Below are 15,655 nucleotides of genomic sequence, written 5' to 3' on the forward strand. Positions count from 1 at the left end.
GTCACGCCGGGCGTCCAGGGCCAGCCGGGTCGCGCGCTCACGCAGTTCATCGTCGTACTTCTTCGGTGCGGGCATTACCGGTGTTCCTCCCAGGTTTCGATGTCTCCATCAAACCCGGTCCGGAACACAACCCAGCTGACAAAATGGCCCAACTACTCGGTGTTGCAACCACCGGTTGAGCTCGCCTATGGCGACGGTCGAGCTCCAAGATCTACACACGGACGCCGTCCGTGGCGATTGGCTGCCCCCGTGGGGGCAGCCAATCGCCACAGTCGACGCCTACCGCCATGACGTTGCCGCAATATCCCCGAAAACGCGGCCTCCGGAAAGCACGACACCGCAAAATCCCCGAACATGTCCCCTCCACCCACCGCCGCAAGACCGACCCGCCCGGACAGCACCCACCGGCACAGCGGCGCCGCGCCAGCCAAGGTCCGCGGGCCAGGATCACGGCCAGGCCGCGCCGATCAAGGGCATTCGCATCGATCAAGGGCAAACACACGCGGGAAGAGATCCAACCACGTGCATTCGCCCTTGATCGGCGGAAAGAGGGGCGGGCCGCCGCGCGACCGGCCGACGGAAAGGGAGCGGCGCGACCGAGCCACCGGCAGGGGGCGGCGCCACCGGCCCACCAGCCCGGCGCGGCGCAACCGGGCCGCGGAGCGGGGGGTTAGGTTAGGCCGGCGTCGTGGGCTAGGAGGGCTACCTGTACGCGGTTGTTCAGTTCGAGCTTGGTCAGTACGCGGGACATGTGGGCCTTTACCGTTGCCACGCTCATGAAGAGTTCGCCGCTGATTTCGGCGTTCGACTTGCCTTGGCCTACCGCCAACACCACCTCGCGTTCCCGTTCGCTCAGCCGGCTGAGCAGGTCGCTGGCGCGGCGCCGTCGGCCGTCGGCGCTGCCGTCGCTGACGTGCGCGATCAGCTGCCGGGTGACCACCGGTGACAGCATGGGTTCGCCGGAGGCGACGCACCGTACGGCGCGGAGGATCTCGGCGGGCGGGGTGTCTTTGAGCAGGAAGCCGCTCGCGCCGGCCCGGAGTGCTCGCAGCACGTACTCGTCCGCGTGGAACGTCGTGAGCACGATGATCTCAGGAGGGTCGGGGCGGCGGCGGAGTTGTTCGGTGGCGGCGAGGCCGTCGACCTGTGGCATACGGATGTCCATCAGGACCACGTCGGGCCGGTGCTGCCGGACGGCGGCGGCCACCTCGGCCCCGTCGGCCGCTTCGCCGACGACCGCGAGGTCGTTGGCCCCCCGCAGGATCATGGCGAGTCCGGCTCGCACCAGCGCGTCGTCGTCCACGATGAGCACCCGCACGGGCTCACCCTCCGACAAGTTCGGGGAGCTTGTCGAACCACCCGGCCGCGCGGAAGAAGGCGGACCCGCAGACGCAGACGGCCGCGCGGAAGAAGGCCGCCCCGCGGAAGGCGGATCCGCGGAAGAAGGCCGCCCCGCGGACGCAGCCGGCCCCGCGGAAGAAGGCCGCCCCGCGGAAGGCGGATCCGCGGAAGAAGGCGGACCCGCAGACGCAGACGGACCCGCGGAAGAAGGCCGCCCCGCAGACACAGACGGACCTGCGGAAACAGGCGGGCCCGCAGAAGAAGGCGGCCGCGCGGACGAAGACGGAGCCGCGGAAACAGGAGGGCCCGCGGAAACAGGGGGCCGCGCGGAAGAAGACGGACCCGCGGGCGGGTTCATGATGGCCACGGGAGCCAGGCCCAGAGGCGGAAGTCGCCCGAAGCCGTCCGGCCGTGTTCCAGGCGGCCGCCCGCCAGCGCCGCCCTTTCCGTCAGCCCCACCAGCCCCGTACCCGCACCCGGGATCGCCGGCGACGTCGCCCGGCCCACCGGCCACGGGTTGCGTACCTCTACCGAGAGCCCCGAACCGGCCGCCCCCGCCACGATAACGTCCACTGTGGATCCCCCCGCGTGCTTGCGCGCGTTCGTCAAGCCTTCCTGCACGATCCGGTACGCGTTGCGCCCCACGCCCACCGGCACCGCCGCCAAGTCTGGCACCTCGCGGTCCAGCCGCACGCGCATTCCGGCCTGGCGCGACTCTTCGATCAAGCTTGGCAGGTCGGCGAGGGTGGGCTGGGGGCGGTCGGGAGCGTCGTCGTCGCCGCCTTCGCGCAGTACACCAATCACCTCGCGCAAATCCTGCAGCGCCTGATGGGCGCTGTGGCGGATGACGCCGGCGGCTTCCGCGACCTCTTCCGGCGGCGCGTCGGGACGGAACTCCAGCGCGCCCGCGTGCAGGCTCAACAGCGAGATGCGGTGCGCCAGCACATCGTGCATCTCGCGCGCGATGCGCGCGCGCTCCATCTGCTGCGCCTGCGCGACCCGCAGCTGCTGCTCGGACTCGGCGCGGACGGCGCGCTCGCGCAGCGACAGCACGAGCTGCCGCCGGGCCCGCACGACCATGCCCCAGCCCAGGATCAGCGCGGTGACGACGAGCGCCCAGACGACGTCCACCCAGAACAGGCTGCTGGCCCAGTCGGGTCGCAGCACCGGGAAGACGAGCCCGCCCGCCACGCCGAACACGCCGGTCGCCGCCGCGACCGGGAAGCGCCGGTGCACCGCCACCGTGAAAAACGCGATGATCGCCGCGCCGACGCTGGTCACCGAGTACACGCCGGCGATGGCGATCACCAGGCAAACCGCGACGGGCCAGCGCCGGCGCCCCCACAGCAGTACGGAGCAGGCCAGCCCCAGGAGGGCGTCGATCGCGAGCGTGCCCTCGGTGACGCCCTGCTCGTCGCTGGCCGCCATCAGGACCAGCACCATGATGATCGAGAACAGGAACGCCAGCACGTCGACGACCCAGTCGCGCACCGTGCGGCGGGCCGGCCGCACGTCGGGGTCGAGCTCCGCGAGCAGCACGCCCGGCAGGAGCGCCCGATACTCGGGCACCACACCAGCCATGATCCAAATGGTACGGGCCGCCGCGCGCCCCGGCATCCAACCAAAGTAGAAGCGCGGGCTTAGACCTTGGTCGCGCGCCGCCGACCTGTGACGGAGGCCGCGGTACCGCTGGCGCCCGCACACTGGACCCATGATCAGCGTGGAACACCTGACGAAGCGCTACGGCGCGCACACAGCCGTCGACGGCGTCACGTTCGCGTGCGAGCCCGGCACGGTGACCGGGTTCCTCGGGCCGAACGGCGCCGGCAAGTCCACCACGATGCGGATGATCTGCGGGTTGACACCGCCCTCGGGCGGTTCCGCGACCGTGCACGGCGTACCGTACCGGCGGCTGCCGAACCCGGGCCGCGAGATTGGCGTACTGCTCGACGCCTCAGCCCAGCACCCGGGGCGCACCGGCCGGGAGGTACTCGGCCTGGCCGCACAGACGATGGGCGTCGACCGGCGGCGGGTCGGCGAGTTGCTCGACCTCGTCGGGCTGAACGCCACGGCCGCCAAGCGCCGCGTCCGGGCGTACTCGTTGGGCATGCGCCAGCGGCTCGGCATCGCGCTCGCGATGCTGGGCGACCCGCGGGTCCTGATCCTGGACGAGCCGGCGAACGGCCTCGACCCGGAAGGCATCTTCTGGATGCGCGGCGTGCTGCGCGACTTCGCGGATCGGGGCGGCACGGTGCTGCTCTCGTCGCACCTGCTGCGCGAGGTCGAGGCGGTGGCGGACCGGCTGGTGGTCATCGGGGGTGGCCGGGTCGTCGCGTCGGGTACCAAGGACGAGCTGCTCGCCGGCTCCGGCGTACGGGTGCGCGGGCTGGAGCCGGAGAAGCTCGAGTGGGCGCTGACCACGGCGGGCGTGCCGGTGACGCGTACCGCTGATGGCGCCCTCGTCGCGCAGGCCGACGCCGAGACGGTCGGCCGCGTGGCGGCGGCGGCCGGGGCAGTCCTTCTGGAGTTGCGCCCCGCCGACGACGGCGGCCTGGAGCAGCTGTTCCTCACCCTGACCGCCGGACGGACCGTCAAGGAGGCCGTGAAATGAGCGTGATCGCCGCACCGCGGGTGGCCGGTACCAGCAGCCGCCCCGGCCTTGGCCGGCTCACGGCCGTCGAGCTGCGCAAGATGACCGACACGCGGGCCGGGTTCTGGCTGATGGTGACGATCGGGCTCGGGTACGTCGCGCTGGCGGTGATCATGCTGTTCGCCGCCGACCCGGCCGACCTGACGCTGCGCAACCTCTTCCAGCTGATGATGATCCCTTCCGGCGTGCTGCTGCCGGTGCTGGGCATCCTCGCGGCCACCAGCGAGTGGACGCAGCGGACGGCGCTGACCACGTTCACGCTGGTGCCGGAGCGGAGCCGGGTGGCGGTCGCCAAGCTCCTCGCCGCAGTCGCGCTGGCGGTGGCGTCGGTGGGGGTCAGCCTCGCCGTCGCGGCGGCCGGAAACGTGGTCGGCTCGGCGCTGTTCGACGGCGACGGCTCGTGGAGCCTCGGCGCCATCCTCCCGTTCTCGCTGCTCGCCCAGGTGATCAACATCGTGATGGGCGTGGCGTTCGGCATGCTGCTGATGAACTCGGCGCTCGCGATCGTCGTCTACTTCATGCTGCCGACGCTGTGGAGCGTGGTGGGCGAGATGGTGAAGGCCCTCCAGACGCCGGCACAGTGGCTGGACCTGGGCGTCACCATGCAGCCGCTGCTGGAGGGCAGCATGCCCGGCCAGGCGTGGGCGAAGCTCGCCACGGCCAGCGCGGTGTGGGTGCTGGTGCCGCTGGCCGCAGGCTGGACGCGACTGCTCAAGCGCGAGGTGTCATAGCGGGTACCGCACGCCGGTCAGCTCCTCGGACCGCGCCCAGAGCCGCCTCGCGAGCTCCGGGTCGCGGGCCGAGGCGGCTGGGCGTACGACGGTGGGACGGCCCCACAGCTCCAGCGGCCCGCGCGGTCCGATGAACTGGCCACTGGCCGCCTCGGGCGCGGTCGCCGCGTACAGCTGGGGCAGGGCGCCGACCTCCGCGGGCTGCGCGAACAGCCGGCCGCCGAACCGCAGCGCCGCCCGCAACGGGCCGGTGGGACCGGTCGAGGGCAGGTTCGTGTGGGCGTACCCGGGGTGGGCGAGCAGGCTGCGCACCGGGCTGCCGGCGGCGCGGAGCCGGCGGTGCAGTTCGAGCCCGAACAGCACGTTGGCGAGCTTGGACTGCGCGTAGAAGGCGGGCGCCGAGTACCGGTGTTCGCCGGTGAGGTCATCGAAACGGATCCTGCCCTGCCGGTGTACCGCCGAGGCGACCGTGACCACGCGCGGGTCGCGGCCGGCGGCGAGGGCGGGCAGCAGCAGCCCGGTGAGCGCGAACGGGCCGAGGTGGTTGCCGGCGAACTGCGTCTCGTACCCCTGCGGGCTGAGCGCGCGCGGCGGCATCATCACGCCGGCGTTGTTGACGAGCAGGTCGACCGGCCCCACATCGGCGGTGAGCCGCTCCGCGAACAGCCGCACCGAGTCGAGGTCGGCCAGGTCGACGCGGCGCACCTCCAGCAGGGCGCCGGGCTGGGCGGCCAGCAGCGCGTCGCGGGCCCGCCGGCCGCGTTCCTCGTCGCGGACCGCCATCACGACCCGCGCGCCGCGCCGGGCCAGCTCGCGGGCGGTCACCAGGCCGAGGCCGCTGTTGGCACCGGTGACGATCGCGGTGCGCCCGGACTGGTCCGGCATGTCCGCCGCGCCCCACGACCTCACGGGTAACTAGTCTAGACCTCATGCGGCCTTACACGACAGACACGACGGCGTGGCAGGAGAGCTGGGACCGGCAGCAGGAGGCGTACCTGCCGGACCGCGAGGAACGGTTCGCGGCGCTCCTCGACACCGTCGACACCGTGACCGGCGGGTGGGCACCGAAGATCCTGGACCTCGCTGGCGGTACCGGATCGATCTCACTGCGGGCGCTGCGCCGCTTCCCCGGAGCGACCACGACGGTGCTCGATGTCGACCCGGTGTTGCAGCACATCGCCCGCGCGTCCCTCGACGGCCGGTCCGCGGTCGTGACCGCCGACCTGCGCGGTCCTGAGTGGACGGCCGCGCTCCCCCACCGGGAGTACGACGCGGTGCTCACCGCCACCGCCCTGCACTGGATCGAGGCGGACCGGCTGGCGGCGTTGTACGGGGAGATCCGCGACGTGCTGCGCCCCGGCGGCGTCTTCGTCAACGCCGACCACATGCCAGACGACGGCCTGCCCGGTTTCAACGAGAAGCGGCACGCGCGGTCCGAGGCGCGGCGGGCGGCCCTGTACGCGGCCGGCGCGGTGCTGTCCTGGGAGGACTGGTGGGCACACGTCGCCAAGGACCCGACGCTCGGCCCGCTGGTGGCCGAACGCGCGAAGGTCTTCGCCAACCATCACAGCACCGAGTGGACCCCGCCCGTGTCGTGGCACCTGGACGCGCTGCACGCCGCCGGATACACGGAGGTGGGCCTGGTGTGGCGCGGCGGACCGGACGCCGCGGTGGCCGCCATCTCCTGAGTGATCATTGCGTCATTCAAGTCGTAAGAGCGACTTGAATGACGCAATGATCACGGGAGGAGCGAGTAGCCGTAGCGGTGCAGTAGTGGGAACGAGAGCGCGGTGCAGAGCGCGCGTGGACCCAGCGGCTGCGCGCGCCGCCACTCCTCGTCCGGGTTGAGCGCGACCGGCCCGGTCCTGAACCGGCCCGGATTGCCCGACACGGTGTGGTTCTCGCCCAGCCGCACGGTGCGGCCGTCCACGAACGGCCCGCTGCCCGCCGCCACACCCGCCCACGCCATCAAGCCCTCGACGGTGCCGCGCGGGTCGGCGACGAAGTCCTCGTACCGCAGCAGCCGCCGCCCTCCCTCGTACCCGCGGGCCACCTGCTCGGTGAGCAGGTTCCACGCGAGCCACTTGGTGGTGCTCTCGGCCGGCCCGTGCTGGTCCATCAGCATCGGCCGGTGCCGGTCGAGCTGCGCCTTCGGGCGGGTCCACGAGTACGCGACGGCGCGCGGGTCGCGCACCATCTGCACCAGGTACGGCTCGACGCCCGCCACGCGCGCCAGCACCGCCGCACCGGAGGGCAGCTTCGACGAGTCGACCACCAGGTCGGCGCCGGTCACGTCGGCAACGGCCGTGTACAGCCTGCCGACCAGGTCGCGGTACTCGGCCGCCTCCGCGTCGAGTTCACCGCGGGTCAGCCTCCGCGTGTTCCGCACCCTTGTGACGCGGTACTGGAGATCAGCCGTCCGCCTCGGGCATGGCGCCTCGCTGCCGTACGCCACATGGAGCACCTTCGACCACAATGGGCACTCGGCGATCTTCTCCCCGCACCCGCAGCGCCGCCCCTGCACCAGGCCCCGCCGCCACAGGTAGTACAGCTCACCGGCCGAGAACACGTTCTCGTACGAGCCGAGGATGTTGTCCAGGATGGTCGTACCGCTGCGGCCCCAGCCGGCGATGTAGAGCACTTTCACCACACCAGTCACACCGAGTGAGCCTGGCAAAGGTTTCTTGGTTTTCTTCACTAAAAAGGTCAAGAATGCCTGGGACGTAGCATCGAGCGCATGAGCGAGCACTTCAACGTTGTCGTGCTGGGCGCCGGACCCGGCGGCTACACGGCGGCAGTCCGGTCGGCGCAGCTGGGACTCCGCACAGCGGTCGTCGAGGAGCGGTACTGGGGCGGCGTCTGCCTCAACGTCGGCTGCATCCCCTCCAAGGCGCTGCTGCGCAATGCCGAGCTGGCACACCTGTTCCACCAGGAGGCGAAGACCTTCGGCATCCAGGGCGAGGTGACCTTCGACTACGGCGCCGCGTACCAGCGCAGCCGCAAGGTCGCCGACGGCCGCGTCAAGGGCGTCCACTACCTGATGAAGAAGAACAAGATCGCCCAGTACGACGGGCGGGGCACCTTCATCGACGCGCACACGATCCAGGTGGGCGACCAGACAATCACCTTCGACCACTGCATCATCGCCGCCGGTGCGACCACGCGCCTACTGCCGGGCACGTCCGTGAGCGACCGGGTCGTGACGTACGAGGAGCAGATCCTCAGCGAAGAGCTGCCGGAGAGCGTCGTGATCGCGGGCGCCGGGGCGATCGGGGTCGAGTTCGGGTACGTGCTGCACAACTACGGTGTCAAGGTCACCATCGTGGAGTTCCTCGACCGGATGGTGCCGCTCGAAGACGCCGAGGTCTCCGCTGAGCTGGCCCGGCGGTACAAGCGGCTCGGCATCGACGTGCTCACCTCCACCCGCGTCGAGTCGATCGACGAGTCCGGTCCGAAGGTGCGCGTCACCGTGTCGCGCGACGGCCAGCAGCGGGTGCTCGAAGCCGACAAGGTGATGCAGGCGATCGGCTTCCAGCCGCGCGTCGACGGATACGGGCTGGACAAGACCGGCGTACGCCTCACCGACCGCGGCGCGATCGACATCGACGGCCGCTGCCGCACCAGCGTGCCGCACATCTACGCGATCGGCGACGTGACCGCCAAACTGATGCTCGCGCACGCGGCCGAGTCGATGGGCATCGTGGCCGCCGAGACGATCGCCGGCGCGGAGACAATGGAACTGGACTACGTGATGATCCCGCGCGCCACGTACTGCCAGCCGCAGATCGCCAGCTTCGGCTGGACCGAGGAGCAGGCCCGTTCAAAGGGCTTCGACGTACAGGTGGCGAAGTTCCCGTTCACGGCCAACGGCAAGGCGCACGGGCTGGGCGACGCGGTCGGCTTCGTGAAAATCCTGAGCGACGCCAAGTACGGCGAGCTGCTGGGCGCCCACCTGATCGGCCCGGACGTGACCGAGCTGCTGCCGGAGCTGACGCTGGCCCAGCAGTGGGACCTGACCGTGCACGAGGTAGCCAGAAACGTCCACGCCCACCCCACCCTCGGCGAAGCCGTAAAGGAAGCCATCCACGGCCTAGCCGGCCACATGATCAACATGTAGCTGATTGCGCGGCCGCCCGGCCGCCGCCCGGCCGGCGCGACACGGCGTGTCGCCACGCCACCTACGCCGATCAAGGGCGAACGCACGCGATTGGATCTCCGATCCGTCGCGCGGGCGCCGCCCGGCCAGCGCGACACGGCGTGTCGCCACGCCGCCTACGCCGATCAAGGGCGAATGCACGCGGTTGGATCTCTCTTTTCCGCGTGCATTCGCCCTTGATCCATGCAATCGCCCTTGATCGGCGAGCACCGCGGCGCTCTCCGCGGGCCCTCGCGGCCGTCGCGGGCGCACTCGACGCGCCCAAGGCGCGCACGGGCCCGCGTTCCACGCCGGCGGCGCCGCGCGGCATAGGCGGCGACCGCAGTCGCCGCCTCTTTCCGCCGATCAAGGGCGAATACACGCGATTGGATCTCCGATCCGTCGCGCAGCCGCCGCCCGGCCAGCGCGACACGGCGTGTCGCCACGCCACCTACGCCGATCAAGGGCAAACGCACGCGATTCGATCTCATTTCGCGTGCATTCGCCCTTGATCCATGCAATCGCCCTTGATCGGCGAGCACCGCGACAGCCTCAGCGGGCCCTCGCGGCCCCGCTCGACCCGCCAAAGGCGCACACACGGGCGATTCGCCCGCTTCACACCACCGCGCCACCGCCCGGCCGCAGACGGCGCCCGCGACATCGCGGAAAGCGCGGCCTCCGAGCCAGCCTGAAGGCGCAAGAACCCCGAAGTTCGTCCGCACGCCGCGCGCTCGGCCGGTCCCGCGCTCCCACCGAGCGACGACCTTTCGGACCATAGGCTCATTTGCCCCGGTCCGCGTCAGCGGCGGACCGCTTGCTCCCGCGGGCACCGCGGCGGCCGGCGGCTCGCAGAGCGAGCCGAATTCCCCGGCCCCCGCTGCCAGCTCCGAGCGCCCAGCCCAACCCGCCGCCAGCTCCGAGCGCCAAACCCAACCCCGCCGCCAGCTCCGGGACGCCAAGCCCCAACCCCCGCTGCCAGCTCAGAGCGCCAAGCCCAACCCCGCCGCCAGCGGCCAGCAACGCGGCCGCCGGCGGGATCACGTGCTGGACGCGGAGGGTGAGGCCGCGGGAGCTACGGCCCGGACCACGACGGCCGTCGCGGTAGCCCAATGCTCGATCAAGGAGATCTCCATCGATCAAGGGCGAATGCACGCGGAAAAGAGATCCAACCACGTGCATTCGCCCTTGATCGACGCAAAAACAGCCCGCCGCAGCGCAGCCACCACGCCGCGCCGCGGGGCGCGCGCCCCGCGGCGCGAGCAGCGCGGCGCGGGGCGCAGGGACGGGTGGGGTTAGCGGGACGAGGCGATGCGGCGGCCCACCGCGGAGATCAAGCGGTCGAGCTCCGAGCCGAACGGGTTGTCGTGCACCAGGTACGTCCACGTCGCGCTCGGCCGCACGAGCGTCGCCACCTCCGGCTCCCAGTCTTCGTCGATCTCGGATTCCTCGAACGTCGCCACCGTCCGCTCCTCGATCTTCGGGAACAGGTCGTTGAACGCCGGCACCGCCGCCCGGTGGAACTCGTCGAGCGGGTCGAGCCGCCCCAGCGCCCGCAAATGCACGCCCTCGCGCACCTCGGACAGCTCGGCCAGGTGCTCGGCCCACAGCCGGTCGAGGTGGTAGAGCGCGATCGACCGCCCGACCCGGTTGACGAGCTCGTCGTCTTCCAGGCTCTCGGCCTTCTCCTCGCAGCGCTCGCGGAGCATGTCGCCGGCCACGTCGGTGGTGAGCAGCCGCTCACGCCGCACGGCGAGCGCCAGGCGCTGCTGCTCGATCACCACGCTGTACCGCCACGTGTTGCGGTGGATCTCGTGGTTGACGCCTTCGGCGACCCGCTGGGCGTGCTCGATCGCGTAGTTGACCGCCTCGTCCTCCACGAGCCCGTCGGCGTGCATCCGGGGCGATGCCGGGATCAGCTCGGGCGCGTGCCGCACGACCAGCTCGTCTTCGAGGCTCACGAAGAACACCGACGTACCCGGGTCGCCCTGCCGGCCGGCGCGGCCGCGGAGCTGGTCGTCGACGCGGCGGCTGTCGTGCCGGCCGCTGCCGATGACGTAGAGCCCGCCCAGGTCCGAAACCCGGTCGTAGTCGGTCTGGTCGCTGCCGCCGAGCCGGATGTCGACGCCGCGGCCGGCCATCTGCGTGGAGACGGTCACGGCGTTGTGCATGCCGGCCTCCGCGATGATCGCGGCCTCCTCCTCGTCGTTCTTGGCGTTGAGGACGACGCACTCGACACCGGCCGCCTTGAGGCCGGCGGCGAGCTGCTCGGACTCCTTCACATCCAGGGTGCCGACCAGCACCGGGCGCCCCGTCTCGTGCGCCGAGCGGATCTCCTCGATCAGCGCCTCTTCCTTCTCGGCGCGCGTCGCGTAGATCCGGTCGGACTCGTCGACGCGGACACACGGCGTGTTCGGCGGGATCACCGCGACTTCCAGCTTGAAGAACTCGCGTAGCTCGTGCCCCACCAGTACCGCCGTGGCGGTCATGCCGCACAGCGTCTTGTACAGCCCGATGTACGCCTGCACGGTGATCGTGTCGAGCACCTCGCCCTCGGCGGTGGCGCCCAGCCCTTCCTTGGCCTCGACGGCGGCCTGCAGCCCGTCGGGCCAGCGGCGGCGCTGCGCGACCCGGCCGCGCATCTCGTCGACGAGCTCGACGGCGCCGTTGCGCACGATGTAGTCGACGTCGCGGTGCAGCAGCGCGTGCGCGTGCAGCGCCACGTTGACCGCCGAGAGCTGGTCGAAGTTCTCCGCGGCGTAGAGATCCACGTCGTCGAGCTCGGACTCGATCCGCGAGAGGCCCGCCGAGGTGAGCGCCACGCTGCGGCCGTCGTCGGCGATCTCGTAGTCGCGCTTGTTGCGCAGGCCGCGCACGAGGGCGTCGGCCGCGTGTACCGGGTCCTGCTCGCCGGGCACGGTGCCCGCGAGCACCATCGGCACGCGGGCCTCGTCGATAAGGATCGAGTCGGCTTCGTCGACGATGCACGTGGCAAGCTCGCGCTGCACCCGGTCGTCGATGTCGACCACGAGCTGGTCGCGCAGGTAGTCGAAGCCCGCCTCGCTCACCGAGACGTAGGTGACGTCGTTGTTGTAGGCCGCGCGCCGCTGCTCCGGCGTGGACGCCTCGGTCACCCAGCCGACGCTGAGCCCGAGCAGCTTGTAGACCGGTGCCATCCACAGCGCGTCGCGCCGCGCCAGGTAGTCGTTGACGGTCAGCACGTGCACCGGCCCGTGACCGCGCCGCACGTGGCCGTACGCCGCGATCGCGGCGGTCAGCGTCTTGCCCTCACCGGTGGCCATCTCGGCGACCTTGCCGGACAGCAGGGCCATCGCGCCGATGAGCTGCACGTCGTAGGCGCGCTGGTCGAGCCCGCGGCGCGCCGCTTCCCGCCCGACGGCGCAGATCTCGACGTACTCGTCGGCCTTACCGGCGGCCTCGGTCAGCTCGGCGTCGTCGAGCTCCTTCAGCGCGTCTTCGCGCGCCGCGACCTTGGGCAGCAACTTCTCCAACGGGCCGAGATCGACCGTGGTGCCAGGGCGCTGGAGGAACCGCTGGACCCTGCTCTTCAACCGTGAGGACACACCCATGAGGCGCAACGGTACTAGGGCGTGGGTCACAGTGGGGTGCCCGGGCTGCGGCGGACCCCAACGCTACACCTCCAAGATCACCGACACCTCCTGCCTTCGACGCTCGGCGAGATCGGTCAAAAGCGACGGAGCCTCGTCGAACGGCACGACCGCGGTCACCAGATGCTTGCGCACCACGTCCCCGTACACGCGCAAGAGCTCGATCGTCTCGGCCGACAGCCGCTCGCGGTCCCACGCCGTCGCGAGGCCGCGCGGCACCCGGCCGATCTGCGCGCAGCGCAGGCCGAGACCGTTGTGGTGGAACTCCTCTCCCAGCCGCACCGCATCGGCCCCAGCCTGGTAGAACGCCAGGTCGATCACCGTGCCCTGCGGCCGCAGCAGCCGCAGCGCCAGGTGCAGCGCCGACGCCTGGCCGCGGCACTGAAACACCAGGTCCGCGCCCCGATCGCCCGGCCCGTGCCGCCACCGGGTCTTCAGCGCGACCGCCGGGTCGCCGTCCGCCGGGTCGAGCGTCGCGAGACCGAGGGCCTCCGCGACCGCTCGCCGCCGCGACGTCTCATCGAGTACGCGGACATCCTGCGCGCCGTGGCGTTGGCAGAACAGCGCGGTCAGCAGCCCGACGGCGCCGGCGCCCACCACCGCGACACGCCGTCCCGCGACACCGTCCCCCAACCCGCGAACCGCGGCACCGAAAGCGTCCGCCGCGGCGTGCAACAGCCCGTTCGCGCAGATCGGTCCCATGTGCGCCACGTACACCCCGAGTGCCGGATCCAGGTCCTCCGGCAGGGGTACGACCCGGTCGACGAGGGGGTCGGCCAGATACCCGGTCCGGTGCCCGTACGCCATCGCGACCAGCTCCCCCGGTGCCACCGCCGGGGTACGGCTCTCCGCCACCCGGGCGACCTCCATGTACCCCAGCCGGGTCACCGGGTACGGCGTCGAGGGCTCGCCGTCGCGGAACAGCCCGAGCGATGCGTCGAACCGCGCCGACAGGTACGGGTTGGTGCCCTTGACGTAGCTCAGTTCGGTGCCTGTGGACACTCCACTGTAGAGCGTCTGGACCCGGAACGTGCCGTCCCGCAATGCTTCCGGCTCTTCCGACCGGATCTCCACCGCACCCGGTCCCGGCACGACGACCACGCGCTCAGACATCGCACGCCTCCCCGGTGGCCGCTGACTGAGCGATCGCACAGGCCAGCCGGTGGGTGCGCAGCCCTTCCGCGTACGGCACCCGGATGTCGTCCCCCTCACCCCGCACCGCGTCGATGAAGGCTCTGTCCACCGCCACCCGCGCCGCTTCCGGGTCACCCGGCATCCGGTACTCCCGCTCGCCCTCGCGTACGACGAGTTCGTCCTCCCCCACCGCGAGCGCGAGCCCGTCCGCGTAGATCTCCAGTCCCGCGCGATGCTTCCACCCGAGCACGCAGGCCGTGCTGAGCGTCCCCACCGCCCCTCCGGTGTAATGCAACGTGGCGGCCGTGACCGAGTCGACGTCCGCGCCGTCCCCCGGCGGGGGTAGGCCGTTGCCCACCGCGCACACCCGGCTGACCTCGCCGGCCAGGTGCCGGGCCAGGTCGAGCACGTGCGCGGCTTGCTCCACCACCGGCCCGCCCGACCTGTCCCGCCGCGACCACCAGGCCACCGGCGGCACCTTGTCGAGCCAGGCGCCGTTGACCAGCCGCACCGGCCGCCCGTCGAGCAGTTCGCGGGCCCGCTCGACCACGGCCAGGTACCGCCAGTGGTGACCGACGGCGGTCGGCGCGCCGTCCACCATGGCGGCGATCTTCTCGGCGGTCTCCAGGTCCGCGGCCAGGGGCTTCTCCACGAACAGCGGCAGCCCCGCGGACAGCACCGCCTCCTCGACGGGCCCGTGCGCGAACGGCGGCACGCACGCGTACACGGCGTCCAGATCCGCCCTCAGCAGCGCGTCGGCGTCCGCGAACGCCCTGGTCCCGTGCGTATCGGCCAGCCGCGCGGCCGCCTCGGGCAGCACATCCGTCACGCCCGCCAGTTCCACGTCCGGGAACCCCGACAGCACGCGCGCGTGCCGCTGCGCCACGTTCCCGGCACCGATCAAACCCACGCGACTCCTGCCCATGCGTCCCTCCCAACCTCCGTGTGGCGATTGAGTACCCCGATCCGAGGGAATTCGTACGTCCATGTGGCAATCCCGTTCGGTCATCCCTGTGGTGGAGGCCTGGTCGACATACCGGACCGGGTCGGCGGCGCAGTGGACGCCGCGTGAGCTCGTACGCGCCAAGGCGCGCAGCCGGGTCAGCGTGGTCATCCCCGCGCGCAACGAGGAGGAAACGGTCGGCGAGATCGTCGCGACGATCCACGGCAAGCTGGTTCGCGACGTCCCGCTGGTCGACGAGATAATCGTGGTGGACTCCCGGTCGAGCGACGGGACCGCCGCCGTGGCCCGCGCGGCGGGCGCCCGCGTCGTGGAGCAGGACGAGATGACCCGCGGCCTGCCCCGCATGGAGGGCAAGGGCGACGCGCTGTGGGCGGGGCTCGCCGCCGCACAGGGCGACGTGGTCGCGTTCGTCGACGCCGACCTGCGAGACTTCCGTCCGCACTTCGTCACCGGCCTGATCGGGCCGCTGCTGACCGACACCTCGGTCGCGTTCGTCAAGGGCTTCTACCACCGGCCGCTGGACTGTGCCGCCGGCTACGAACGGGACGGCGGCGGGCGGGTCACCGAACTGATGGCGCGCCCCCTGCTGAACCTCTTCTGGCCCGAACTGTCCGGCATCGTCCAGCCGCTGGCCGGCGAGTACGCGGGCCGCCGGGCGGTGCTGGAGCGGCTGCCGTTCGTGTCCGGGTACGGCGTGGAGATCGCGATGCTGATCGACCTGCTCGACATGGTCGGCTTGGACGCGTTAGCCCAGGTCGACCTCGGCGAGCGCCACCACCGCAACCAGGAGACCGAGGCACTGGGCCGGATGGCGGCGCAGATCCTGTTCACGGCATGGTCGCGGCTGCACCGCAAGGGCATGGCCGCCACACCCACCCCGCCGGCGGACGCCCTCACCCAGTTCCGCCGCGGCGGCGCCGAGGCACTGCCCAACCTGGACCGCGAAATCGTCGTAACCGACATATCCGTAACCGAACGCCCGCCACTCGCCCAACTGGTGGTCCGGTGAGGGGTTGTGTAGCCGCGAAGGGTGAGGCCGCGGGAGCAACGGCCCTGGACCGCCGCGGACATCGC

General features: G+C 71.5%; 12 protein-coding genes. 5 read left to right on the top strand and 7 right to left on the bottom strand.

Annotated features, from left to right (window positions below; genetic code table 11):
* Window positions 1-670 precede the first annotated feature (670 nt).
* A complete protein-coding gene (locus tag QMG73_RS33950) occupies window positions 671-1,336 on the bottom strand; it encodes a response regulator transcription factor (protein WP_281902632.1) in 666 nt (221 codons plus the stop codon).
* Between the two features lie 359 nt (window positions 1,337-1,695).
* A complete protein-coding gene (locus QMG73_RS33955; RefSeq protein ID WP_281902763.1) occupies window positions 1,696-2,925 on the bottom strand; it encodes a sensor histidine kinase in 1,230 nt (409 codons plus the stop codon).
* A 127-nt stretch (window positions 2,926-3,052) separates the two neighbouring features.
* On the opposite strand from QMG73_RS33955, the gene QMG73_RS33960 reads away from it, so the two are divergent.
* Both QMG73_RS33960 and QMG73_RS33965 read left to right on the top strand, forming a co-directional pair.
* Window positions 3,053-3,952, top strand: a complete 900-nt coding sequence (locus tag QMG73_RS33960) for an ABC transporter ATP-binding protein (protein WP_281902634.1) — start codon at window positions 3,053-3,055, stop codon at window positions 3,950-3,952.
* Window positions 3,949-4,722: an ABC transporter permease gene (locus QMG73_RS33965; RefSeq protein WP_281902636.1), complete on the top strand. Its 774-nt coding sequence runs from the start codon at window positions 3,949-3,951 to the stop codon at window positions 4,720-4,722. Before QMG73_RS33960 ends, QMG73_RS33965 begins: the two co-directional genes overlap by 4 nt.
* Here the strand turns inward: QMG73_RS33965 and QMG73_RS33970 are convergent.
* Window positions 4,717-5,631: an oxidoreductase gene (locus tag QMG73_RS33970; protein WP_281902638.1), complete on the bottom strand. Its 915-nt coding sequence runs from the start codon at window positions 5,629-5,631 to the stop codon at window positions 4,717-4,719. The two genes, QMG73_RS33965 and QMG73_RS33970, sit on opposite strands and share 6 nt — an antisense overlap.
* A 20-nt stretch (window positions 5,632-5,651) precedes the next feature.
* On the opposite strand from QMG73_RS33970, the gene QMG73_RS33975 reads away from it, so the two are divergent.
* Window positions 5,652-6,410, top strand: a complete 759-nt coding sequence (locus tag QMG73_RS33975; RefSeq protein ID WP_281902640.1) for a class I SAM-dependent methyltransferase — start codon at window positions 5,652-5,654, stop codon at window positions 6,408-6,410.
* A gap of 50 nt (window positions 6,411-6,460) precedes the next feature.
* Here the strand turns inward: QMG73_RS33975 and QMG73_RS33980 are convergent, their stop codons facing one another.
* Entirely contained in the window at window positions 6,461-7,381 is a 921-nt protein-coding gene (locus QMG73_RS33980) for a sulfotransferase (RefSeq protein WP_281902642.1), read from the bottom strand.
* A 78-nt stretch (window positions 7,382-7,459) separates the two neighbouring features.
* On the opposite strand from QMG73_RS33980, the gene lpdA reads away from it, so the two are divergent.
* Window positions 7,460-8,839: a dihydrolipoyl dehydrogenase gene (gene lpdA / locus QMG73_RS33985; protein WP_281902644.1), complete on the top strand. Its 1,380-nt coding sequence runs from the start codon at window positions 7,460-7,462 to the stop codon at window positions 8,837-8,839.
* Between the two features lie 1,310 nt (window positions 8,840-10,149).
* Here the strand turns inward: lpdA and secA2 are convergent.
* From secA2 to QMG73_RS34000, 3 genes are all read right to left on the bottom strand, one after another.
* Window positions 10,150-12,444 carry an accessory Sec system translocase SecA2 gene (gene secA2 / locus QMG73_RS33990; RefSeq protein WP_281902646.1) on the bottom strand — a complete coding sequence of 765 codons (2,295 nt, stop codon included), beginning with the start codon at window positions 12,442-12,444 and terminating at the stop codon, window positions 10,150-10,152.
* Between the two features lie 63 nt (window positions 12,445-12,507).
* Complete coding sequence (locus QMG73_RS33995) at window positions 12,508-13,596, bottom strand: zinc-binding dehydrogenase (RefSeq protein ID WP_281902648.1); 1,089 nt, start codon at window positions 13,594-13,596, stop codon at window positions 12,508-12,510.
* Window positions 13,589-14,542, bottom strand: a complete 954-nt coding sequence (locus tag QMG73_RS34000) for a Gfo/Idh/MocA family protein (RefSeq protein ID WP_281902649.1) — start codon at window positions 14,540-14,542, stop codon at window positions 13,589-13,591. The genes QMG73_RS33995 and QMG73_RS34000 overlap by 8 nt, the downstream gene beginning before the upstream one ends.
* Window positions 14,543-14,603: 61 nt before the next feature.
* Here QMG73_RS34000 and QMG73_RS34005 point away from each other — a divergent pair, with 61 nt between their 5' ends.
* On the top strand, window positions 14,604-15,590 hold the full coding sequence (locus tag QMG73_RS34005; RefSeq protein ID WP_281902651.1) for a glucosyl-3-phosphoglycerate synthase: 987 nt from the start codon (window positions 14,604-14,606) through the stop codon (window positions 15,588-15,590).
* Window positions 15,591-15,655: the final 65 nt, after the last annotated feature.

The organism is Phytohabitans aurantiacus (assembly GCF_027923225.1).
GTDB classification, from domain to species: domain Bacteria; phylum Actinomycetota; class Actinomycetes; order Mycobacteriales; family Micromonosporaceae; genus Phytohabitans; species Phytohabitans aurantiacus.

Excerpts from the sequence above, each read along its gene's own strand:
- QMG73_RS33995 (WP_281902648.1), bottom strand. The coding sequence starts at position 13,596 with ATGTCTGAGCGCGTGGTCGTCGTGCCGGGACCGGGTGCGGTGGAGATC.
- QMG73_RS33960 (WP_281902634.1), top strand. The coding sequence starts at position 3,053 with ATGATCAGCGTGGAACACCTGACGAAGCGCTACGGCGCGCACACAGCC.
- secA2 (WP_281902646.1), bottom strand. The coding sequence starts at position 12,444 with ATGGGTGTGTCCTCACGGTTGAAGAGCAGGGTCCAGCGGTTCCTCCAG.
- QMG73_RS34005 (WP_281902651.1), top strand. The coding sequence starts at position 14,604 with ATGTGGCAATCCCGTTCGGTCATCCCTGTGGTGGAGGCCTGGTCGACA.
- QMG73_RS34000 (WP_281902649.1), bottom strand. The coding sequence starts at position 14,542 with ATGGGCAGGAGTCGCGTGGGTTTGATCGGTGCCGGGAACGTGGCGCAG.
- QMG73_RS33975 (WP_281902640.1), top strand. The coding sequence starts at position 5,652 with ATGCGGCCTTACACGACAGACACGACGGCGTGGCAGGAGAGCTGGGAC.
- lpdA (WP_281902644.1), top strand. The coding sequence starts at position 7,460 with ATGAGCGAGCACTTCAACGTTGTCGTGCTGGGCGCCGGACCCGGCGGC.
- QMG73_RS33965 (WP_281902636.1), top strand. The coding sequence starts at position 3,949 with ATGAGCGTGATCGCCGCACCGCGGGTGGCCGGTACCAGCAGCCGCCCC.